This is a genomic window from Pseudoalteromonas sp. 11L1, assembly GCF_055397545.1.
Genome location: NZ_AP041141.1, coordinates 2,646,680 through 2,664,187, shown reverse-complemented (window position 1 = coordinate 2,664,187; position 17,508 = coordinate 2,646,680). Strand labels below are relative to the sequence as shown.

At 39.7% G+C, this 17,508-nt stretch carries 17 protein-coding genes; 14 read left to right on the top strand and 3 right to left on the bottom strand.

The features are described 5' to 3' along the window. The first annotated feature begins 92 nt into the window (after window positions 1–92). The 4 genes from ACZ5WS_RS12510 to ACZ5WS_RS12495 all read left to right on the top strand — a co-directional run bounded on the left by ACZ5WS_RS12510 (window position 93) and on the right by ACZ5WS_RS12495 (window position 7,654). Entirely contained in the window at window positions 93–1,952 is a 1,860-nt protein-coding gene (locus tag ACZ5WS_RS12510; protein WP_464708809.1) for an alpha-amylase family protein, read from the top strand. Next, window positions 1,942–3,432: an MFS transporter gene (locus ACZ5WS_RS12505; protein WP_464708807.1), complete on the top strand. Its 1,491-nt coding sequence runs from the start codon at window positions 1,942–1,944 to the stop codon at window positions 3,430–3,432. The genes ACZ5WS_RS12510 and ACZ5WS_RS12505 overlap by 11 nt, the downstream gene beginning before the upstream one ends. Window positions 3,433–3,468: 36 nt before the next feature. Next, window positions 3,469–5,871, top strand: coding sequence for a glycoside hydrolase family 15 protein (locus ACZ5WS_RS12500; RefSeq protein WP_464708805.1), 2,403 nt, complete (start codon window positions 3,469–3,471; stop codon window positions 5,869–5,871). 70 nt (window positions 5,872–5,941) lie between these two features. Further along, window positions 5,942–7,654 carry an alpha-amylase family glycosyl hydrolase gene (locus ACZ5WS_RS12495; protein WP_464708803.1) on the top strand — a complete coding sequence of 571 codons (1,713 nt, stop codon included), beginning with the start codon at window positions 5,942–5,944 and terminating at the stop codon, window positions 7,652–7,654. A gap of 128 nt (window positions 7,655–7,782) precedes the next feature. On the opposite strand, the gene ACZ5WS_RS12490 is transcribed toward ACZ5WS_RS12495, so the two are convergent. Beyond that, window positions 7,783–8,748: an integron integrase gene (locus tag ACZ5WS_RS12490; protein WP_464708801.1), complete on the bottom strand. Its 966-nt coding sequence runs from the start codon at window positions 8,746–8,748 to the stop codon at window positions 7,783–7,785. A 231-nt stretch (window positions 8,749–8,979) separates the two neighbouring features. Here ACZ5WS_RS12490 and ACZ5WS_RS12485 point away from each other — a divergent pair, with 231 nt between their 5' ends. The 10 genes from ACZ5WS_RS12485 (at window position 8,980) to ACZ5WS_RS12440 (ending at window position 15,426) form a co-directional block, all read left to right on the top strand. Beyond that, entirely contained in the window at window positions 8,980–9,327 is a 348-nt protein-coding gene (locus tag ACZ5WS_RS12485) for a hypothetical protein (RefSeq protein ID WP_464708799.1), read from the top strand. A 127-nt stretch (window positions 9,328–9,454) separates the two neighbouring features. Next, the gene (locus ACZ5WS_RS12480; protein WP_464708797.1) at window positions 9,455–10,513 is read left to right on the top strand and encodes a GTP pyrophosphokinase; all 1,059 of its coding nucleotides are present in this window, start codon (window positions 9,455–9,457) and stop codon (window positions 10,511–10,513) included. Between the two features lie 90 nt (window positions 10,514–10,603). Continuing rightward, window positions 10,604–10,876 (top strand): hypothetical protein, encoded by a 273-nt coding sequence (locus ACZ5WS_RS12475; RefSeq protein WP_394185729.1) that lies wholly within the window; start codon window positions 10,604–10,606, stop codon window positions 10,874–10,876. 84 nt (window positions 10,877–10,960) lie between these two features. Next, a protein-coding gene (locus ACZ5WS_RS12470) for an IS3 family transposase (protein ID WP_464708795.1) occupies window positions 10,961–12,153 on the top strand; the annotation gives its coding sequence in 2 pieces (ribosomal slippage) (window positions 10,961–11,266 and window positions 11,269–12,153; 1,191 coding nt in all). Between the two features lie 136 nt (window positions 12,154–12,289). Next, a complete protein-coding gene (locus ACZ5WS_RS12465) occupies window positions 12,290–12,757 on the top strand; it encodes a nuclear transport factor 2 family protein (protein ID WP_138593921.1) in 468 nt (155 codons plus the stop codon). 63 nt (window positions 12,758–12,820) lie between these two features. Continuing rightward, on the top strand, window positions 12,821–13,177 hold the full coding sequence (locus ACZ5WS_RS12460; protein ID WP_178955971.1) for a hypothetical protein: 357 nt from the start codon (window positions 12,821–12,823) through the stop codon (window positions 13,175–13,177). Window positions 13,178–13,435: 258 nt separating this feature from the next. After that, window positions 13,436–13,786 (top strand): hypothetical protein, encoded by a 351-nt coding sequence (locus ACZ5WS_RS12455; protein WP_464708793.1) that lies wholly within the window; start codon window positions 13,436–13,438, stop codon window positions 13,784–13,786. A gap of 187 nt (window positions 13,787–13,973) precedes the next feature. Then, on the top strand, window positions 13,974–14,624 hold the full coding sequence (gene yidC, locus ACZ5WS_RS12450; protein WP_464708792.1) for a membrane protein insertase YidC: 651 nt from the start codon (window positions 13,974–13,976) through the stop codon (window positions 14,622–14,624). 27 nt (window positions 14,625–14,651) lie between these two features. Next, on the top strand, window positions 14,652–15,077 hold the full coding sequence (locus ACZ5WS_RS12445) for a GNAT family N-acetyltransferase (protein ID WP_128583600.1): 426 nt from the start codon (window positions 14,652–14,654) through the stop codon (window positions 15,075–15,077). A gap of 109 nt (window positions 15,078–15,186) precedes the next feature. Continuing rightward, window positions 15,187–15,426 (top strand): DUF3955 domain-containing protein, encoded by a 240-nt coding sequence (locus ACZ5WS_RS12440; protein WP_464708790.1) that lies wholly within the window; start codon window positions 15,187–15,189, stop codon window positions 15,424–15,426. Between the two features lie 9 nt (window positions 15,427–15,435). Here the strand turns inward: ACZ5WS_RS12440 and ACZ5WS_RS12435 are convergent, their stop codons facing one another. After that, the gene (locus ACZ5WS_RS12435) at window positions 15,436–16,068 is read right to left on the bottom strand and encodes a trimeric intracellular cation channel family protein (protein ID WP_075169453.1); all 633 of its coding nucleotides are present in this window, start codon (window positions 16,066–16,068) and stop codon (window positions 15,436–15,438) included. Between the two features lie 290 nt (window positions 16,069–16,358). After that, on the bottom strand, window positions 16,359–17,375 hold the full coding sequence (locus ACZ5WS_RS12430; protein WP_010389839.1) for a LacI family DNA-binding transcriptional regulator: 1,017 nt from the start codon (window positions 17,373–17,375) through the stop codon (window positions 16,359–16,361). Window positions 17,376–17,508: the final 133 nt, after the last annotated feature.

Sequence of the window (17,508 nt, the reverse complement as noted above, 5' to 3'; positions counted from 1 at the left end):
TGGCTGTGAATACGTATGCAGCAACTGTAACCAAGCCTTACTTAGCTTTAGTATAAACCTATAACAACACTGAAATAAAAATGACACACACAATGAAAAAAAGATTTTACACGCCGTTGCTTATATGCAGCGCATTGCTGGTGCACGGTTGCAGTGATGACAAAGAAACAAAAACAGATTTGTTAGTTAAGCAAACAGACCCAGTTAAGCCTGTGGTATATCAAGTATTTACTCGTTTATTTGGTAACACCCAAACCGCTAATGTGCCATGGGGAACCAAAGAGCAAAATGGAGTTGGTAAGTTTGCTGATTTTAACGACGCGGCATTAAAAGGCATTAAAGAGCTAGGTACTACGCATGTGTGGTACACCGGCGTTTTGCATCATGCCTTGGTGGGTGATTACACTGAGTACGGTATAAAACAAGATGATCCTGATGTGGTAAAAGGGCGTGCAGGTTCGCCTTACGCAATAAAAGATTATTACGATGTAAACCCTGATTTGGCTATTAATGTTACCAATAGACTCGAAGAATTCAGCGCGCTAATTGAGCGTACTCACGAGCACGACATGAAAGTAATTATTGATATTGTACCTAATCATGTGGCTCGAGATTATCACTCAATCGCTAAGCCTAACGGCGTGAAAGACTTTGGTGAAGACGATGATACTAGCAAGGCGTATGCTAAAAATAATAATTTTTACTATGTACCGGGTGAATCATTTAAAGTACCAACAAGCGACAGCTACCAAGTGTTAGGTGGCAACAAACACCCTTTAGCCGATGGTCAATTTAGTGAAATCCCAGCAAAATGGACTGGCAATGGTGCACGTGCTCCAAAGCCTGATATAAACGACTGGTACGAAACGGTAAAAGTTAACTACGGTGTTAAACCCGATGGCAGCCTAGACTTTCCAACTTTACCTAAGTCGCTTGAAAACCAAGATTACCGTGCACATTATGAATTTTGGCAAGATAAAGAACTGCCAAATAGTTGGTATAAATTTAGAAATATTGCCCTTTTTTGGCTAGATAAAGGAGTTGATGGCTTTCGCTATGATATGGCTGAAATGGTACCCGTTGAATTTTGGAGCTTTTTAAATTCATCAATAAAAACACATAAACCCGATGCGTTTTTACTCGCCGAAGTATATAACCCGTTGATGTACCGCACCTATATTCACCAAGGTAAAATGGATTACTTGTATGACAAAGTCGGTTTTTACGACACCCTAAAAGGGATTATGCAAGGTAAGCAACCCGCTAACACGTTATTTAAAGCACAAGCTGAAGTGGCAGACATTGAACAGCACATGCTGCACTTTTTAGAAAACCATGACGAACAACGTATCGCAAGTCCTGACTTTGCTGGCAACGCTGCATGGGGTAAACCGGCTATGGTGGTTTCTAACTTAATTAGTCGTTCGCCAACCTTGCTTTATTTTGGTCAAGACGTAGGTGAAGATGGATCTGAAAACGCAGGCTTTGGTTCGCCTACACGCACTAGTATTTTTGATTACATTGGCGTACCAGCGCACCAAGCATGGATGAATAATGGCAAGTTTGATGGCGCAAATTTAACTCCCGAGCAGGCACAGTTACGTCAATACTATATCGCAATTATGGCACTTAATGGTTTACCTGCTGTTGTTGCCGGTGATATGGCACCCTTGATGGTAACAGGCAGTGATAGAGTGGTGGGTTTTGTACGCACCCTAGGGCAGCAATCATTATGGGTGCTGAGCAACTTTAGCCAGCAAGCGCAAACAGTCACTATTACGCTCACGCCGAATCAAGCAACCATTCTCAAACCAAACTCCACGCTATACGACCTACTAGAGTCGCATAGCAGTATTTTGGTGAGCGATGATAAACAAAGTACAACCTTTACGCTGACCCTTGATGCACTCAGCAGTGCCGTTTTAACAAATAAGGCTGATCATGAATTATAACAACAAACCAACCTTAAGCTTTTGGCAAATATGGAATATGTGCTTTGGCTTTTTAGGCATTCAATTTGGCTTTGCACTGCAAAACGGTAACGTAAGCCGTATATTTCAAACACTTGGCGCTAATGTCGACGATATTCCTATTTTATGGGTTGCAGCGCCGCTCACGGGCTTAATTGTGCAACCAATTATTGGTTATTGGAGTGATAAAACTTGGGGCAAATTAGGCCGCCGTCGTCCTTTCTTTTTATACGGCGCTATATTAACCACGTTATCGCTTTTTATTATGCCAAATTCTCCCACGCTTTGGATTGCTGCGGGTATGCTGTGGATTATGGATGCCTCAATTAACGTTACCATGGAACCGTTTCGTGCTTTAGTAGGCGACAACTTGCCAAACAAGCAGCGCGCCACAGGCTATGCCATGCAAAGCTTTTTTATAGGTGTGGGAGCGGTGGTTGCATCAGCACTGCCTTGGATGATGACCAACTGGTTTGATATTGCTAATACTGCACCGATTGGTCAAATTCCTGATTCTGTAAAGTATTCGTTTTACTTTGGTGGGGTTATTTTATTTATTGCAGTTGGCTGGACTATTGTCACCACAAAAGAGTACTCACCTGAGCAGCTTGCACAATTTAATCAACAAGAATCACAAACAACACAAACCAATATTACTAATAGCGTTAATTTTACCAAAGGCGGCGTTATTTTTAGCGGCTTAGGTTTGCTTGTTTTAGCCACGGTATTAGGGCTGGATCTGGAAAAAGAACTTTACTTGCTGGCTGCTGGGTTAGTTAGTTTTGGTGTTATTCAATTTATTGCAGCGGCATTAAAAGCTAAACAGCACACTAGCGGCGGTTTTTATAATGTAGTGAATGATGTATTCACTATGCCTGAGGCGATGAAGCAATTGGCATGGGTACAATTTTTTAGTTGGTTTGCGTTATTTGCTATGTGGATTTACAGCACCTCAGCGGTTACTAGCTTTCATTACGGTAGTACCGACACCAGCTCGTTAGCGTACAACAACGGTGCGGATTGGGTGGGTATATTATTCGCCGCTTACAACGGCTTTGCCGCGATTGCTGCTTTATGTATCCCGATCATCGTTAAACGCGTGGGATTAAAAGTAGCACATGCACTTAACCTTATTATAGGTGCGTTGGGCCTAGCGAGCTTTATGTTTATAAAAGATCCAAGTTTACTTATTTGGCCAATGATAGGCGTAGGCTTTGCGTGGGCGTCCATTTTATCACTGCCTTATGCAATGTTAAGTACTTCAGTACCGAGCCATAAAATGGGCGTTTACATGGGCATTTTCAACTTTTTCATTGTGATCCCACAATTATTAGCCGCCAGCGTACTGGGATTAATATTACGCCACTTTTTTGAAAACCAACCTATTTACGCATTAGTACTGGGCGCTGTGTCGTTTGTACTTGCAGCGGTTGCGGTATTGCGTGTTAAGCACACTCAGTAAAGTAACGAGTAAACTGAAATTAATTAAGGCTTTAAAATGAAAAAATTAAATACAATTACCACCAGTTTATTAATGCTTGGTTTAACAGCTTGTGGCGCGCAGCAAGAGCCATCAAACAGCGCTGTAATGCAGGTGTCGGCACCGGGAGCCCCTGGGGCAGAGCCATTTTGGGCTTATGCAGGTAAAACCGGTATTGGCACATCTTTTGAGCAATATCAAAATGGCCATTACAGTGATGAGGCCCCTACAGGGGCGGTTTCAAAAGTATGGTTTTCAATTGCTAAAGGTATGATCACCGAAACAATGTTTGGGCTTATTCACCAAGCGCAAATTAAAGACATGCAATTTGTTGTAGCAGGAAAAGATTTTACAGTCACAGAAGCTGACGATTTAGACGTTACCATTGACTACTTATACAAAGACGATAAAGGCCGCCCGTTATCATTAGCTTACAAAGTAGTAAGCAAAGATAAGCAAGGCCGCTTTAGCCTCGAAAAACACATATTTACCGATCCTGATGGGCAAAGCTTATTTGTACGCAGTATTTTTAATACCGAGCTTGAAGGTGTTAAGGCATACGTAACCGTTAACCCGTATGTTGATAATAACGGCCTTGATGATTTTGCTAAAACTACAGAACAAGGGCTACTGGCATGGCAAGACAACAGCTACCTTTCATTGCAAGGTGCGCAGCCATTTAAACAAACAAGTGTTGGTTTTACAGGTGTGAGCGATGGTTTAAATCAGCTGAAAACAACTCAGCAGCTTACTCAGGTTTATAAAAATACCGGTGAACAATCGGGTAATGTTAGCCTACTAGCAGAGCTGGGTGAAATTGGTGAAAACAGCCAGTTCGATTTAACCCTAAGCTTTGGTAATAGCGAACAAACCAGCTTTAAACAAGGCCAAGCTACGTTAGCCAAAGGTTACCAAGCGGTGCTTGATAATTACAACGGTAAAGGTGAAGCGCTTGGCTGGCAAGACTACCTGCAAAGCCTTGCACCGCTAAATAACATGAGCGAACAAACCGCAGATAACGGCAAGTTACTTTACACCAGTGCTATGGTTCTTAAAGCGCAAGAAGATAAAACTCATGCAGGCGCACTTATTGCCTCATTATCTAACCCATGGGGCGAAACCGTATCGGCTAAAACAGGTTCTACTGGTTATAAAGCGGTATGGGTGCGCGACTTTTATCAAGTTGCCATGGCGTTTATGGCCATGGGCGATAATGCGACCGCTAAAACCGCATTCGAATACCTTGAAAAAGTTCAAGTAAACAGCAAAACCCCTGGCAATAAAGGCGATACAGGGTGGTTTTTACAAAAAACACATGTTGATGGTGAACTAGAATGGGTAGGCGTACAGCTAGACCAAACTGCAATGCCACTCATGCTTGCTTGGAAACTCCATCAGGCAGGTGTATTAAGTGATGCAGAGCTCAGCGATTGGTATAGCCGTATGTTAAAGCCCGCGGCAGACTTTTTAGTTGAGGGTGGTCGTGCAAACATTCTGTGGAACGACACACAAATAACGCCGCCAGCCACTCAGCAAGAACGTTGGGAAGAGCAAGAAGGGTATTCGCCATCAACCACCGCCGCGGTTGTTGCTGGTTTAATTACTGCAGCCGATATCGCTAAACTAGCTGGAGATGATGCCAATGCAACACGTTACCTAAATACAGCAAAGCGTTATAACAATGATATTGAAAAATTAATGTTTACAACGACTGGTAATTTACAGTCGAGTGCCTCAGATGGTGAATATTTTATTCGTATTGGTCAAGATAAAGACGCCAATTCAAATACTAAAATTAACGCTAATAATGGCCGTGAAGGCTTTAATAAAAAGCAAATACTCGATGGTGGATTTTTAGAACTCGTTCGCTATGGCGTACGTGATGCGCTAGCGCCTAGCATAGTAAAAACACTGCCAGAATATGATGACGAAACCCTAACCGATAACCTACAAGTTAAATACAGCTTTAAGTTTACTGACGGCAGCGGCACATTCGCAGGCTACCGCCGCTATGGTAATGACGGATACGGTGAAGACGAAGTAACAGGCGCTAACTATGCGCAAGGTGGAAAAAATAGCCCAGGGCAACGTGGGCGAGTTTGGCCATTTTTTACCGGTGAACGAGGTCATTACGAAATTGCCGCAGCAAATGCCAATAATAGTTTAGATGCAACAAAACAGCAGGCTATTAAAAATAGTTATGTAAAAGGCTTAGAGCAATTTGCCAACCAAGGCATGATGTTACCTGAACAAGTATGGGATGGTGTAGGCATTAATAAAGCCGGTTACACGTTAGGCGAGGGTACAAACTCGGCCACACCATTGGCGTGGACACATGCGGAATACGTTAAGCTAGTGCGCTCACTAAGTGACAAGCAGGTATGGGATCATTACCCGGTGGTAACTAAAGCACTAAAATAACCGCAAACTAACTAACATAGCCGCAGTAAAATACGGCTATGTTATTTATTACAATAATAACGAGGCTGAAATGAAAACATTTACCTTGAGCGCATTAGCGTTAGCAATCATGCTAACAGGCTGCCAAAGCGCACCATCATTAGATAACTACACGAATAACACCGAAACATCGCCACTAAATACTGAACAACAAGCAAACTCATGGTGGGAAAGCGCCATTTTTTACCAAATTTGGCCCCGCAGTTTTTACGACAGCGATGCTGATGGCCATGGCGATTTTGATGGTATGACCCAAAAGCTCCCGTATCTAGAAGAGCTCGGCGTAAATGCGCTGTGGTTAACCCCAATGTTTGAAGCACCGTCGTATCATGGCTATGATTTTACTGAATTTTACCAAGTAGAAAACGACTACGGCAGCATGGCCGAGTTTGAAGCCTTTATAAAAGCTGCTGACGACAAAGGCATGAAAGTCATACTTGATTTAGTTATAAACCATATATCAAGTAACCATGAATGGTTTCAGCGTTCAGCAAAACAACAAGCCCCTTATGCAGATTACTTTATTTGGCGCGACGATATGCCAAAAGCCGGAAGTGGCTGGGGCCACGCATGGAGTAATAACGACCAACCAGATGCTGTATGGCATTGGAATGAAACACGTCAGCAGTATTACTATGGTGCGTTTGGAGCGAGCCAACCAGACTTGAATTTACGCCACCCTGATGTTGTTGCCGAAATGGAAAAAATGGCTAAGTTTTGGCTTGATAAAGGCGTTGCAGGGTTTAGATTAGACGCAGTTCGTTTTGCAATGGAAGGTGGCGCAGATGCGCAAGCCGATACCGACGAAACCATTGCATATTGGCAGCATTTTAACCAATACGTAAAAAGCGTTGATCCAGAGGCGTACTTAGTAGGTGAAGCATGGGCTGACATTCCCGTTGCGGCAAAATACTTTGGCGAAGGTAAAGGCCTCGATCAAGGCTTTGATTTTGAAGTAGGCTATAAAATATTGGGCTTATTAAAACCCGATGCCAGTGGTGAAGCGCAATTTGGCACCATGCAATCTAATCAACAAGTCAGTAAAGTTGATGCCAATGTGCTCAAACAAAATTTACAACAGCGTATTGATTCAACTGCACCGCTTGATTTTTTTGCACCGTTTTTAACTAATCACGACCAAGAACGTGTGGCTTATCAACTTGCAGAGCACGACGATAAGGCAAAACTTGCCGCCGCCATGTTATTTAGCTCTCCTGGCACGCCGTATATTTATTACGGTGAAGAAATTGGCCTAACACAAGGTGGCACAGGTCATGATGTGTATAAACGCGCGCCAATGCAGTGGAATAACAGCAATCAAGCTGGCTTTACTCAAGCTAAAACAAGTTGGGTTGAGCAGGCTGAACTGTTTGGTGATAACTACACCCAGTGGTGGCCTGAATATTTAGCACAGCAAATTAATGCTGCTGATCGCAATGTAAAAACGCAACAAGCCCAATCTGATTCACTGTGGCGTTTATATCAGCACTTAATCGCACTAAAAAAACAGCGCCCAGAGCTGGGTATTAAAGGCAGTTATGAATTAACACAGCATAACAATGGCCTTGTCGAAATAACCCGCGAGTTAAACGGCAGTAAAAGTATGTTTGTGCTTAACTTAACCGCTAACCCACAAACCATCAGTAGTATTAAACGCGATGGGTTAACACCTAACTGGCAACACGACCTCAATGGCGAGCAACTCGCTGGCTATGGTTTGTTGTTACTGAATAACACACTGTAAATAAAACACACAAAAGGGGCTAACATACGTTAGCCCCTTTTGGTAAAAGTGCTTTTATTGCATTGCCCCCAAGTTATAGCGCAATTTAAAGCTTATTAGATTAGATAAAAGTCTTTTAAATTAATACTTTATAATATTTTACTTAGTGGGCTAATTACCCCGTTCGCGCCTTGTTGTAAAACATGCGTATATATTTGCGTGGTGCGAACATCGCTATGGCCGAGTTGTTCTTGCACAGTGCGTATATCTGCACCAGATTCAAGTAAGTGGGTAGCGAACGAGTGCCGTGGTGTATGGCAGGTAACATTTTTTTGAATTTTTGCCAGCTTTGCTGCCTGTTTAATTGCTTTACGAACTGTTGTTTCATCAATATGGTGGCGACGCAGCTTTTTACTTTCTGGGTCCATGCTTAACTGGGCAGAAGGAAACAAATATTGCCAGCTCATTTCATAAGGAGCCGCTGGGTATTTTCTAGCTAATGCATTCGCAAGCCAGACACCGGCATAGTCTGTTGCTTGTTTATCTCGATGCCAGTAGTCATTTACCAAGTGACTTTGGCTGCGCAACAACGGCAGTAGTTCGAGTGCTAATGTTACTCTGCGGTTTTTATTGCCTTTGCCCTGCCAAATCATTAATGAGACATAGCCATAATCGACATCTTTTACCCGTAGCCTTACAGCTTCCATTAAACGTAGACCACTACCGTAAAGTATCTGAGCGATAAGTTTATACTTAGGATCCATTGCCAATAATAAGCGCTGCATTTCTTCACGGGTCAGTACTACAGGTAATTTAGGTGGCACGAGTGATTTATTAAAATTCATTTCAAGTGATAACGGTCGACTAATAATATGACGGTATAAAAATACCAAAGCATTTAAAGCCGTTGCCTGAGTTTTCATTGCAACATTACGCTGATTACTTAAATAAGATAAGAATTGCTCAACCTCCGACTCTGCCAATTGCGCCGGATGTTTTTTACCATGGTATAAAATATAAAATTTTATCCAATATTGATAAGTGTCTATAGTACGCTTGGCATAACGACGCGTTATCATAAAGTCACGGATTGATTCTAAAAATATAGAAGCCATAATCTGCTCTAGCTGGTACTGTATATACAAACAGTGGTTGTATTTAGTTTTTTTCAACAACTCGCGGGATTATTTCTTGTATTTTACAACAACAAAAAAACAACAAATATAAATCCCTTGATTTACATTTAGATACAGAGTTAAACTTAAAGTATTAAAAAATCAAAGGATTTTATGTCTACAACTTGCGGGTTTAGCTCCTTTGAATAAGCTGTTATACGAATCGAGAGTATGGATAAAATCAAACCTATTGAAGCATTGCATATTGCGGGGTCAGTCGCATCAGTAACCGCAATTAGTTTACTGGCTTTGGACGGTCTCACAACCGATAACCAATTTGCTACGATAGTGGCTTATTCAATGTCAGCATCTATTTTTATTGGGGTTTTAGCTCTTCTAGTGTTTGGCTTCAGAACTTTATACCCTAAAGTTTCGACTCGTTTCGGTTCGGGTGTAGCTATCGCATCTAGTGCAATTGTGATTCCCTTATTATTTTGGCTTAATATTTACCTAATAATTATTTTAAAGTCATTGGCAAAATATGAGCTGTTGTGGCTCTTTGAACAGGTCGCGAGATAATTCGTATAACAAGCCATTAAAGCGGGAAAATTTACAGTTGGCTTTTCTCGCTTCGCTCGTAATTTTAGCCAACTATAAATTTCCCCTTAATGGGGCGTTATGTGATTACAATGGAATCCTGATTTAGATGCATAAAAATGACATTTTAAAGCAATTTGATAGCCTTCAAGCTAATGCAGATGAATTCGCTTCATCTATGAAAGCTCTAATTACAATGCTCATACATTCTGCCGAGATAGAACCGCACTCAATTACTTCTAGAGTAAAAGATAGAGATAGCCTATCTAAAAAAATTAGTAAAAAATCTAAATATAGTCATATTTCTGAAATCACAGATATTATTGGCTTGAGAGTTATTTCACTATATTCAGATGAAGTAGATAGAATCGCAGAGTTAATTGAAAACGAATTTGAGATAGATGCAGATAATAGTATTGATAAAAGAGCTGCTTTAGACCCTGACCGATTTGGGTATTTGTCACTTCACTATGTTGTGTCTCTGAATCAACAACGTAAAGAGCTGAAAGAATATAGTAGGTTTAGCGAATTTCAATTTGAAATTCAAATTAGGTCAATATTGCAACATACATGGGCTGAAATTGAGCATGATATTGGCTATAAATCTAAAATTGAAGTTCCCAAAAGTGCGAGAAGACAGTTTTCTAGATTGGCTGGCTTGCTAGAACTAGCAGATATTGAGTTTGAGAATATAAGAAATAGGCTCTCTAATTATGAAAGTGAAGTGGAAAAAGAGATACATAATTCACCTGAATTAATTGAAATTGATAAAGTTAGCATTACTGAACTGGTAAACAATAACGAGTATATTAAATCTCTTGATCAACAACTTATTAAGCTAGCCAATATTTCCCATGTAAAAGAAGCCACTTATGAAACAACTTCTTATGATGTGAGGTTCGCTGAGTTTTTTAATATCGAAAATATTGCTGAATTTTTAAGTTTATTAAAAGAGAACCAAGAGAATATTTTGATTCGAGCTAGTGACGCTGATGCTAGTGGTGGTTCATCTTACAATGGTATTTCATTATTCTACTTATCACATGTATTGGCAGCAAAGTTGCCAAATGATAAACAGCGCCAACAATTTATTGATCATGTACACGTAAGAAACACTAGCGGTGAATTTCTAGCATACCTTAATGATTTATCTAAAAAAATCACATAACAAGTTACTCAAACGGACGCTAAACAGTTGGCTAGCGCTCGTTCCTCGCAATTTTAGCCAACAATTTCGCGCCGCTTAGTAAGGCGTTATGTGAATCAAGCGGCTACTAATCAATATTTCGAGGCAAATATGAATTTTAATACAATAAAAAATATACTCTCAAGCGGTCAAATTGCATCTGATCAAGTTAATCCAATCATTAATACTATTAAAGTTGAAGATTTGGCTTCATTAACTGAAATCGAAAAAGAGGCTTTAACTGAACTTGTAAACAAGATGCTTTTTCTTATTCAAGATTCTGCTTCTGGGGCATATTTAGAAAATCCTGAAAAAGCTGAGTTAATAGCGCAAGCCATGCTGTAATTTTCACATAACAAGCCAATCAAGCGGGACTATGCTCCTCACCCGTTTTAGTGGACACCTCCTCATTACTTTGAGGAGGCTAAAATGCCTAGATATACCCAACCTAGAAAGACATGGTTTTACCCAGTTAATTTTAAAATCAAAGCAGTCGAACTAAGCTTACGAGACGATGTCATGTCAAAGGACGTTGCCGAGGCGCTAAATATTCATCCGTTAATGCTGAGTCGTTGGCGAAAAGAGTATCGAGAAGGTAAGTTTAAAAACGTACCGCGCTATCAAAGCAACAATGAAACAATGAGTAAATTCCCAACAAAAAAAGAGCTGGATAACATTCAAAAGCTTAAGAAAGAAAATGAGCGTCTTAAGCAGGAGAATGACCTGCTAAAAAAGTGGCAACGGTATCTGGCGGAAGTACATCAGAACGATTTGGATTCATCCAAAAATTCGGACAAGCCTTAGGTGTAAAATACTTGTGTTCTTGGCTTAATGTTTCGCGTAGTGGGTTTTATGCTTGGCGTGACAGAACAGTGTCAGCTAGAGCGCTGTCAGATGCTAATATGTTGTTGAAGATAAAGCACGTTTTCAATGTAAATCATCAAACCTATGGTAGCCCACGCGTATTTCATGCGCTAAAAAAAGAAGGTATAAACACAAGCCAAAAACGTGTTGCCCGCTTAATGCGAGAAAACGGTTTAAGAGCCAGAGCCCTTAAGGCTTACAGCAAACCGGCGAAGGTGAAGTTCTTTTATAAAGAGATAGAAAACAAACGCAAAGATAGTGAAAAGGCCACGGGGATCAATCAGCAATGGTCTGGCGATATTACGTATTTAAAAGTCGGCGCTCGTTGGCATTACCTTGCTGTGGTTATCGAGTTATATTCACGTCGAGTAATCGGCTGGGCGTTTGGTAAAAACAAAACAACAGACCTTACGTTAAAGGCGCTAAGGCTTGCGATAAAGAAACGACAGCCAACAGAGAGTGTATTATTTCACACTGACCGAGGCGCAGAATACCGTGCTCACGTTGTACAAAAGTATTTGGCTAGCAAAAACATCAAAGCCAGTATGAATAGGCCTGGGTGCTGTACTGACAACGCAGAAGTCGAGTCGTTCTTTCATTCGCTTAAAGCAGATTTAATTCGAGGAAATAAATTTGAGAGCAGCGGTAAACTATTATCAAAATTAAAGGTTTACCTAAATTATTTTTACAATAGACAGAGATTGCATTCGAGTTTAGGATATAAATCACCTGCCGAGTTTGAATTGGCAGTTAATTGAAACGTGGACGGTGTCCACTTTATCGGGTGAAGATCACAAAAAACAGTTGGCTTTTGCTCCTGCGTCGCTTATTTTAGCCAACATATTATTTGCCTCTTAACGAGGCGTTATGTGAATCTCACGGTAAGGAGTACCAATGAAGAAATATATTTCAATTCTAGCTATTTTAATCATTTTAATTTCATCCGATGCGTTTGCAAATGAAGAGCAATTTGATTACGAGCAATTCGTTAATCAATATCATCAAGCAATGACTAATACTCAAAGGCCTGGAGCATCCAAAGAAGATTTAGAGAGTTATCTATCATTATTAACTGAAGATGTGGGCAATCAGCATTTCCCGAATGCTCCAGATGATTCCAGAGAGGCTAATGGTAAAAAACTAATGCGTGAAGGTATGTCACGTTATTTAGGTGTTCATACAGAGTATGAAGCTAAAATTCTTGAGTATATTGTCGGTTATAATTCTATTGCACTTAAACATACTTTCTCTGCTAAAGGCTTACGCTCCGATGGCTCTGAGTTTAGTTACAGTAAAGTGGTACTCGATGTTTTAGAGTTAGAAAATGGTAAAGTATCTGTAATTCGCAGATACGGAAAATAATTCACATAACAAGTATGGTGAGTCAAAAGGGGAAGTTTTATATGAAGCGAATGGTATAAAGTAATGCAATTAATTGATCCATCTTCCATTCAAGTCATTTCAGCATACTTTTTTTTCGGTGGTTGTATAGGTGTTTTTATTTGGATTGGTTTGGTTATTTACTTAAAAACTAAGTGGTTACCATTACTCGAAGAAACTCTTGATGATGGTGTTAAGTTTTATAGCCTTAACATCTTTTTATCCGCTAGCGGAATTCTACAATACGCTACGGTTTTTATTTGGTCCTTTCATGCTAAGCGTTACGGAATGTTTGAAAAAAGGCAGAGTATACCTAAACATATTCAAAAGTGGTTTGTTTTTGCTTTTTTTTGGTTGATGTTTAGTGGGGCATTAATAGTAATATCTGCTGTTATTACTTAAGTGTATGCTCAATAAAACAAACTTATAAGATAATTGGATTTCTTACATATACAGAAGTAAGAATGTATTTAGGAATTTAATTATGATTAAGTTTATAGCTGGCAGTTAGGATGGGCGTCATTGAATTCTTTATGTGAATGTTTATTCATATTAACGTTTGTCGTTTAGTTAATTGACAAACTAATTATGGCTCTAGCATTGAATTAAGCTAACACCGTGTGGGAGTCATTATCTATAGGCATCTACGCAGGATACTTAATGGAGCCAGATTACCAAAACTATAGCCTCCAAGAGTTATTGGAGGCGCGCAGCTCAATTGATCAGCAAGCTTACCCACTTCGGTATTTTAAAATTTGCCAACAGATTGAGGTTGCGGCCAACAAGCCTCAAGAACGACAAGTTCTCAAAGACCGTGACTTTTTTTCTAGGCTCGTTTTCGTAAAAGTCATCACATCTTTGCTCAGCATAATTTTAGCTAGCAAATTATATTATGCTTTTTCGGAGGGGTATATTTCTTGGAAAGGAAATACTGACTATTTTGTCCAACAAAGTCCGCAGACATACTATTTTCTTGTTGCAGTGCATTTTTTCTTTTTAGGCTTTTTTTAGTTTTAGTATTTACAAACTGGTGGATTAAAAAACACAATGCCTAATAAAGTTTTAGATTCGAATTTGCTCTTTTCCCCGTTTAAGTGAACTCTCGAACATAGCAAATCTCTTTTAGTTTAAAATAAATTATTGACATAATATGTCATAGTGGTTACTTTTAATAAATAATATTAAAAGGAAAACTAAAATGGAAATTTGGAATTTATTTACTGATTTTATTGTGCAATCAATCACCTTTTTTACTCAAGAAGTGGGCGTAAGCCAAGCGGCTGCTATTATTTTGTTTACCGTTATTGGGCGATTAGTTTTAATGCCGATTAACCTTGTAGCTATGGCTAATATGGTTAGAAATAAAAAAGCAATTGCCGCACTAAAACCTGAGCTAGATAGCATAAAAAGCAACCATAAAGACCAGCCCAGTGAAATCGCAAAATTAACTATGGCGCTGTATAAAAAGCACAATATTAAGTTTATCGATAAAAAAAGTGTGATTAATATGGCAAGCCAAGGTGTATTTGGCCTTGGAACTTTTCAGGCTCTGCAACAAATTGTATTTAATAGTAAGTTTGCTTGGATTGCCAGTATTGCGAAGCCTGATATTGCGCTTTCGTTATTAGTGGGGGCTATTACATATTTATCTATGATGATGATGCCAGGTAGCGCAGAGCAAACCAGCACCTTATTGTTCCTAGTTCCTGCAATTATTTGTGTGGTTACTCTCGTTAACTTTCCTTCTGCAATTGGTTTGTACTGGGCTACATCCAGTAGTACTAGCTTGTTGCAGTCATTATTAGTAAATAAATATTTTAAAAACCAGCAAACACAACAAGTTTTGTAAAGGTCGCTAAACAAAGGAATGGCAATAATGAATATGTGTTATCAGCCCACAGCCGATTTAATGGCTTCTGCACAGTTAACCTATACCAATATGCGTGGATATTATGAGCATTATGGCGTTGATTGGCAGCAACTTAAAATATGTGAGCAAATTTCAGACCTTGAAAATTGGGATGTTTTGTTAAATGGCGATGTAGTGGGTGCAATGCGCTTGGCTTTTGATGATGAGGGTTGTTACATACGTGACCTACAGGTAGATGCTGCGTTTCAAAATATGGGTATTGGTGCAGCAGTAATTAATGAGGGGGCTCGTTTAGCTGTGCTCCAAGGTGCTATGCAACTTAGGCTTCGCGTTTTTAAAATAAGTCCTGCGCACAAGCTTTACACACGTTCAGGTTTCAATATAGATAAAGAAGACGACAGATTTTATTATATGTCTAAAAGCTTAGTTTAATGAGCGTGACTTTTATTTAAAAAATTAATGTTACTCAGTCACTGTAGATTAATATTCGCTCATTCAAACTGCTATCCCGACAATTTAATAAAATATTTACGGATAGATTATGCGCTTTTTTACAAACAAAACAGCCACATTAAGTGTTTGCTTTTTATTGCTTGGCACGAGTTTTATGCTGATAGAAAACAGTGTGTATCAATATGTTGATCATAATGGTGTTCTACATGAAAGCGTGTTTATGCCTTTGAGCATACTGTGTTTTGCTTTGGGAGTTCTTTTTGTGGTTAGTTCGTTAGCCCGAAAAGTATTCGGGCTATTTAAAAGTGCTAGGGCTGGTGGGCATTAACCACTGCTGTTATTGCTCATTGTTTAAATTAGCGGGCTCTAATAAATTAAATGTCGGTAAGCGCCACTTAAAGCGCACCGACGCCATACGAATTAAATAGCCTACCACTAAACTTGCAACCACACTGATATTGTCATCAATGTTGTAGTGGTGCAGTGCTAAGTATAAACACGCAACAATAAGCGCTACGCTTGCGTAAAGTTCATGATGAAGTACCAATGGCGCTTGCCGACAAATTAAATCACGCAATAATCCACCAAATACACCTGTTACTATAGCTGCGACCACACAAATTCCATAGTGCAAACCCATATTTAACCCAACTTGGCAGCCAATTATACTGAACGCTGCAAGCCCTAAGGCATCTAGGCGCATAAATATGCCTTTAAATTTAACCACCCATTTGGCCAACCAAGTGGTAACAATACCGGCTAGGCAAGTGATCAGTAAATATTCTGGGTGTTTTACCCAAGTCAGTGGGTAGTTACCTAATAAAATGTCTCGCACGCTACCACCACCAATGGCTGTGGCACTGGCTACCAACATAACACCAAACCAATCCATATTTCTGCGTCCAGCGCTAAGAGCCCCAGTCATGGCTTCTGCTGTAATACCTATAATATAAACGATGGTTAATAGCATGAGATGATCACTTGAAAATTTAACATGAAAATAAAAGCAGGATTGTAGTGATAAAAGCGTGCATTGACGAGTGAAAAATTACATCAAAAACAGCTGCTTTCAGATTAAAAAAACTAATGTGATAGCGAGGTGTGAATAGCCTGTTAATGCAACGAAAGCGCTAACTTTAGTAATGAAAACAAAAAGGACAAATGACCGTAAAAATGCAATAAAGCTTGAATTAATTTAAGGTAAAAGAGCGCTGTTGTCTTTAACTTTGTTGCTTCTTAAAAGTGGTTTTACTGAATAAATTAGCTTGAGCCACGTGCAATTAAACGCGGTGGTAGTAGGGTGCTTTGCACTTGCTCACCCCTAATGAGCTTTAATAGGTTTTCAACCAACATTTGCCCAGCAATAGTGGTATTTTGCTCTATGGTTGTCAGCGGCGGATTAATGTAACTGGCAATAGATATATTATCAAAGCCGATTACGGCTACATCTTTTGGTACGTTAATATTGGCTTCTTTTAATGCCCGTATTGCGCCTATTGCTATAAGGTCGCTGGCAGCAAAAAGTGCATTAAAGGTAATGTTATTAGCAATTAATGAACGAGTGGCATGATAGCCTGATTCTTCGGTAGAGATAGCATTGGCAATTTTACGCTCATTAAGTGTAATGCCATTTTGTTGTAACGCGTCTTTAAAGCCATTAAAGCGGGCAAAAAATTCGGGGCTATGATCAGAGGCATCGCCTATAAACGCGCAATCTTTTCGGCTATGTGCCAACAAATGCTCAGCGGCTAGCTTTCCGCCTCCATAGTTGTCGCAGCTTATGGTTAAGTCGGGGCGGTTATCAACACTTGCTCCCCAGCAAACAAATTTAGTGTTTTGTTCAAGCAAAGTATTAAATTTAGGCTGAAAGTCTATATAGTCGCCATAACCTAATAAAATGATGCCATCTGCACGGTGGCTGTCTTCATAGTCTGCCTGCCAATCAGCACTTGCCGATTGAAATGACACAAGTAAATCGTAACCTTCTTTAGCGCAAGCACGAGTAATACTGCCCAGCATAGCTAAAAAAAACGGATTTATTTGCGATTCGTCAGAGGTAGGATCTTCAAACAACAATAACGCTAGGGTGCTGCTTTGTTGAGTGCGCAAGTTACTGGCGTTTTTATCCACTTTGTAATTAAGCTTTTTGGCAATGTCATGAACTCGTCTTCGGGTTTCATCATTTACCAAAGGACTATTTCGTAAAGCACGAGAAACTGTAGATTGAGACACCCCAGCATAATGGGCTATATCAAATGAGGTGGCTTTACCTTTCATCACGATTACTTATTTAAGAGGACAATAAGGGGCTATTCTCGTTTATTAATGATTTTTTTCAAGCTTATTTGTCAATAAAGGCATTTTTTTATTGATTTTAACATGACACCGGTGTCACAATGAGGGTGTTTTA

What these genes read in the sequence shown, in the direction of transcription:
- ACZ5WS_RS12510 (WP_464708809.1), top strand. Translation starts at nt 93, where the DNA reads ATGAAAAAAAGATTTTACACGCCGTTGCTTATATGCAGCGCATTGCTG.
- ACZ5WS_RS12440 (WP_464708790.1), top strand. Translation starts at nt 15,187, where the DNA reads ATGCGCTTTTTTACAAACAAAACAGCCACATTAAGTGTTTGCTTTTTA.
- ACZ5WS_RS12500 (WP_464708805.1), top strand. Translation starts at nt 3,469, where the DNA reads ATGAAAAAATTAAATACAATTACCACCAGTTTATTAATGCTTGGTTTA.
- ACZ5WS_RS12445 (WP_128583600.1), top strand. Translation starts at nt 14,652, where the DNA reads ATGAATATGTGTTATCAGCCCACAGCCGATTTAATGGCTTCTGCACAG.
- yidC (WP_464708792.1), top strand. Translation starts at nt 13,974, where the DNA reads ATGGAAATTTGGAATTTATTTACTGATTTTATTGTGCAATCAATCACC.
- ACZ5WS_RS12460 (WP_178955971.1), top strand. Translation starts at nt 12,821, where the DNA reads ATGCAATTAATTGATCCATCTTCCATTCAAGTCATTTCAGCATACTTT.
- ACZ5WS_RS12430 (WP_010389839.1), bottom strand. Translation starts at nt 17,375, where the DNA reads ATGAAAGGTAAAGCCACCTCATTTGATATAGCCCATTATGCTGGGGTG.
- ACZ5WS_RS12435 (WP_075169453.1), bottom strand. Translation starts at nt 16,068, where the DNA reads ATGCTATTAACCATCGTTTATATTATAGGTATTACAGCAGAAGCCATG.
- ACZ5WS_RS12480 (WP_464708797.1), top strand. Translation starts at nt 9,455, where the DNA reads ATGCATAAAAATGACATTTTAAAGCAATTTGATAGCCTTCAAGCTAAT.
- ACZ5WS_RS12485 (WP_464708799.1), top strand. Translation starts at nt 8,980, where the DNA reads ATGGATAAAATCAAACCTATTGAAGCATTGCATATTGCGGGGTCAGTC.
- ACZ5WS_RS12465 (WP_138593921.1), top strand. Translation starts at nt 12,290, where the DNA reads ATGAAGAAATATATTTCAATTCTAGCTATTTTAATCATTTTAATTTCA.
- ACZ5WS_RS12455 (WP_464708793.1), top strand. Translation starts at nt 13,436, where the DNA reads ATGGAGCCAGATTACCAAAACTATAGCCTCCAAGAGTTATTGGAGGCG.
- ACZ5WS_RS12505 (WP_464708807.1), top strand. Translation starts at nt 1,942, where the DNA reads ATGAATTATAACAACAAACCAACCTTAAGCTTTTGGCAAATATGGAAT.
- ACZ5WS_RS12490 (WP_464708801.1), bottom strand. Translation starts at nt 8,748, where the DNA reads ATGGCTTCTATATTTTTAGAATCAATCCGTGACTTTATGATAACGCGT.
- ACZ5WS_RS12495 (WP_464708803.1), top strand. Translation starts at nt 5,942, where the DNA reads ATGAAAACATTTACCTTGAGCGCATTAGCGTTAGCAATCATGCTAACA.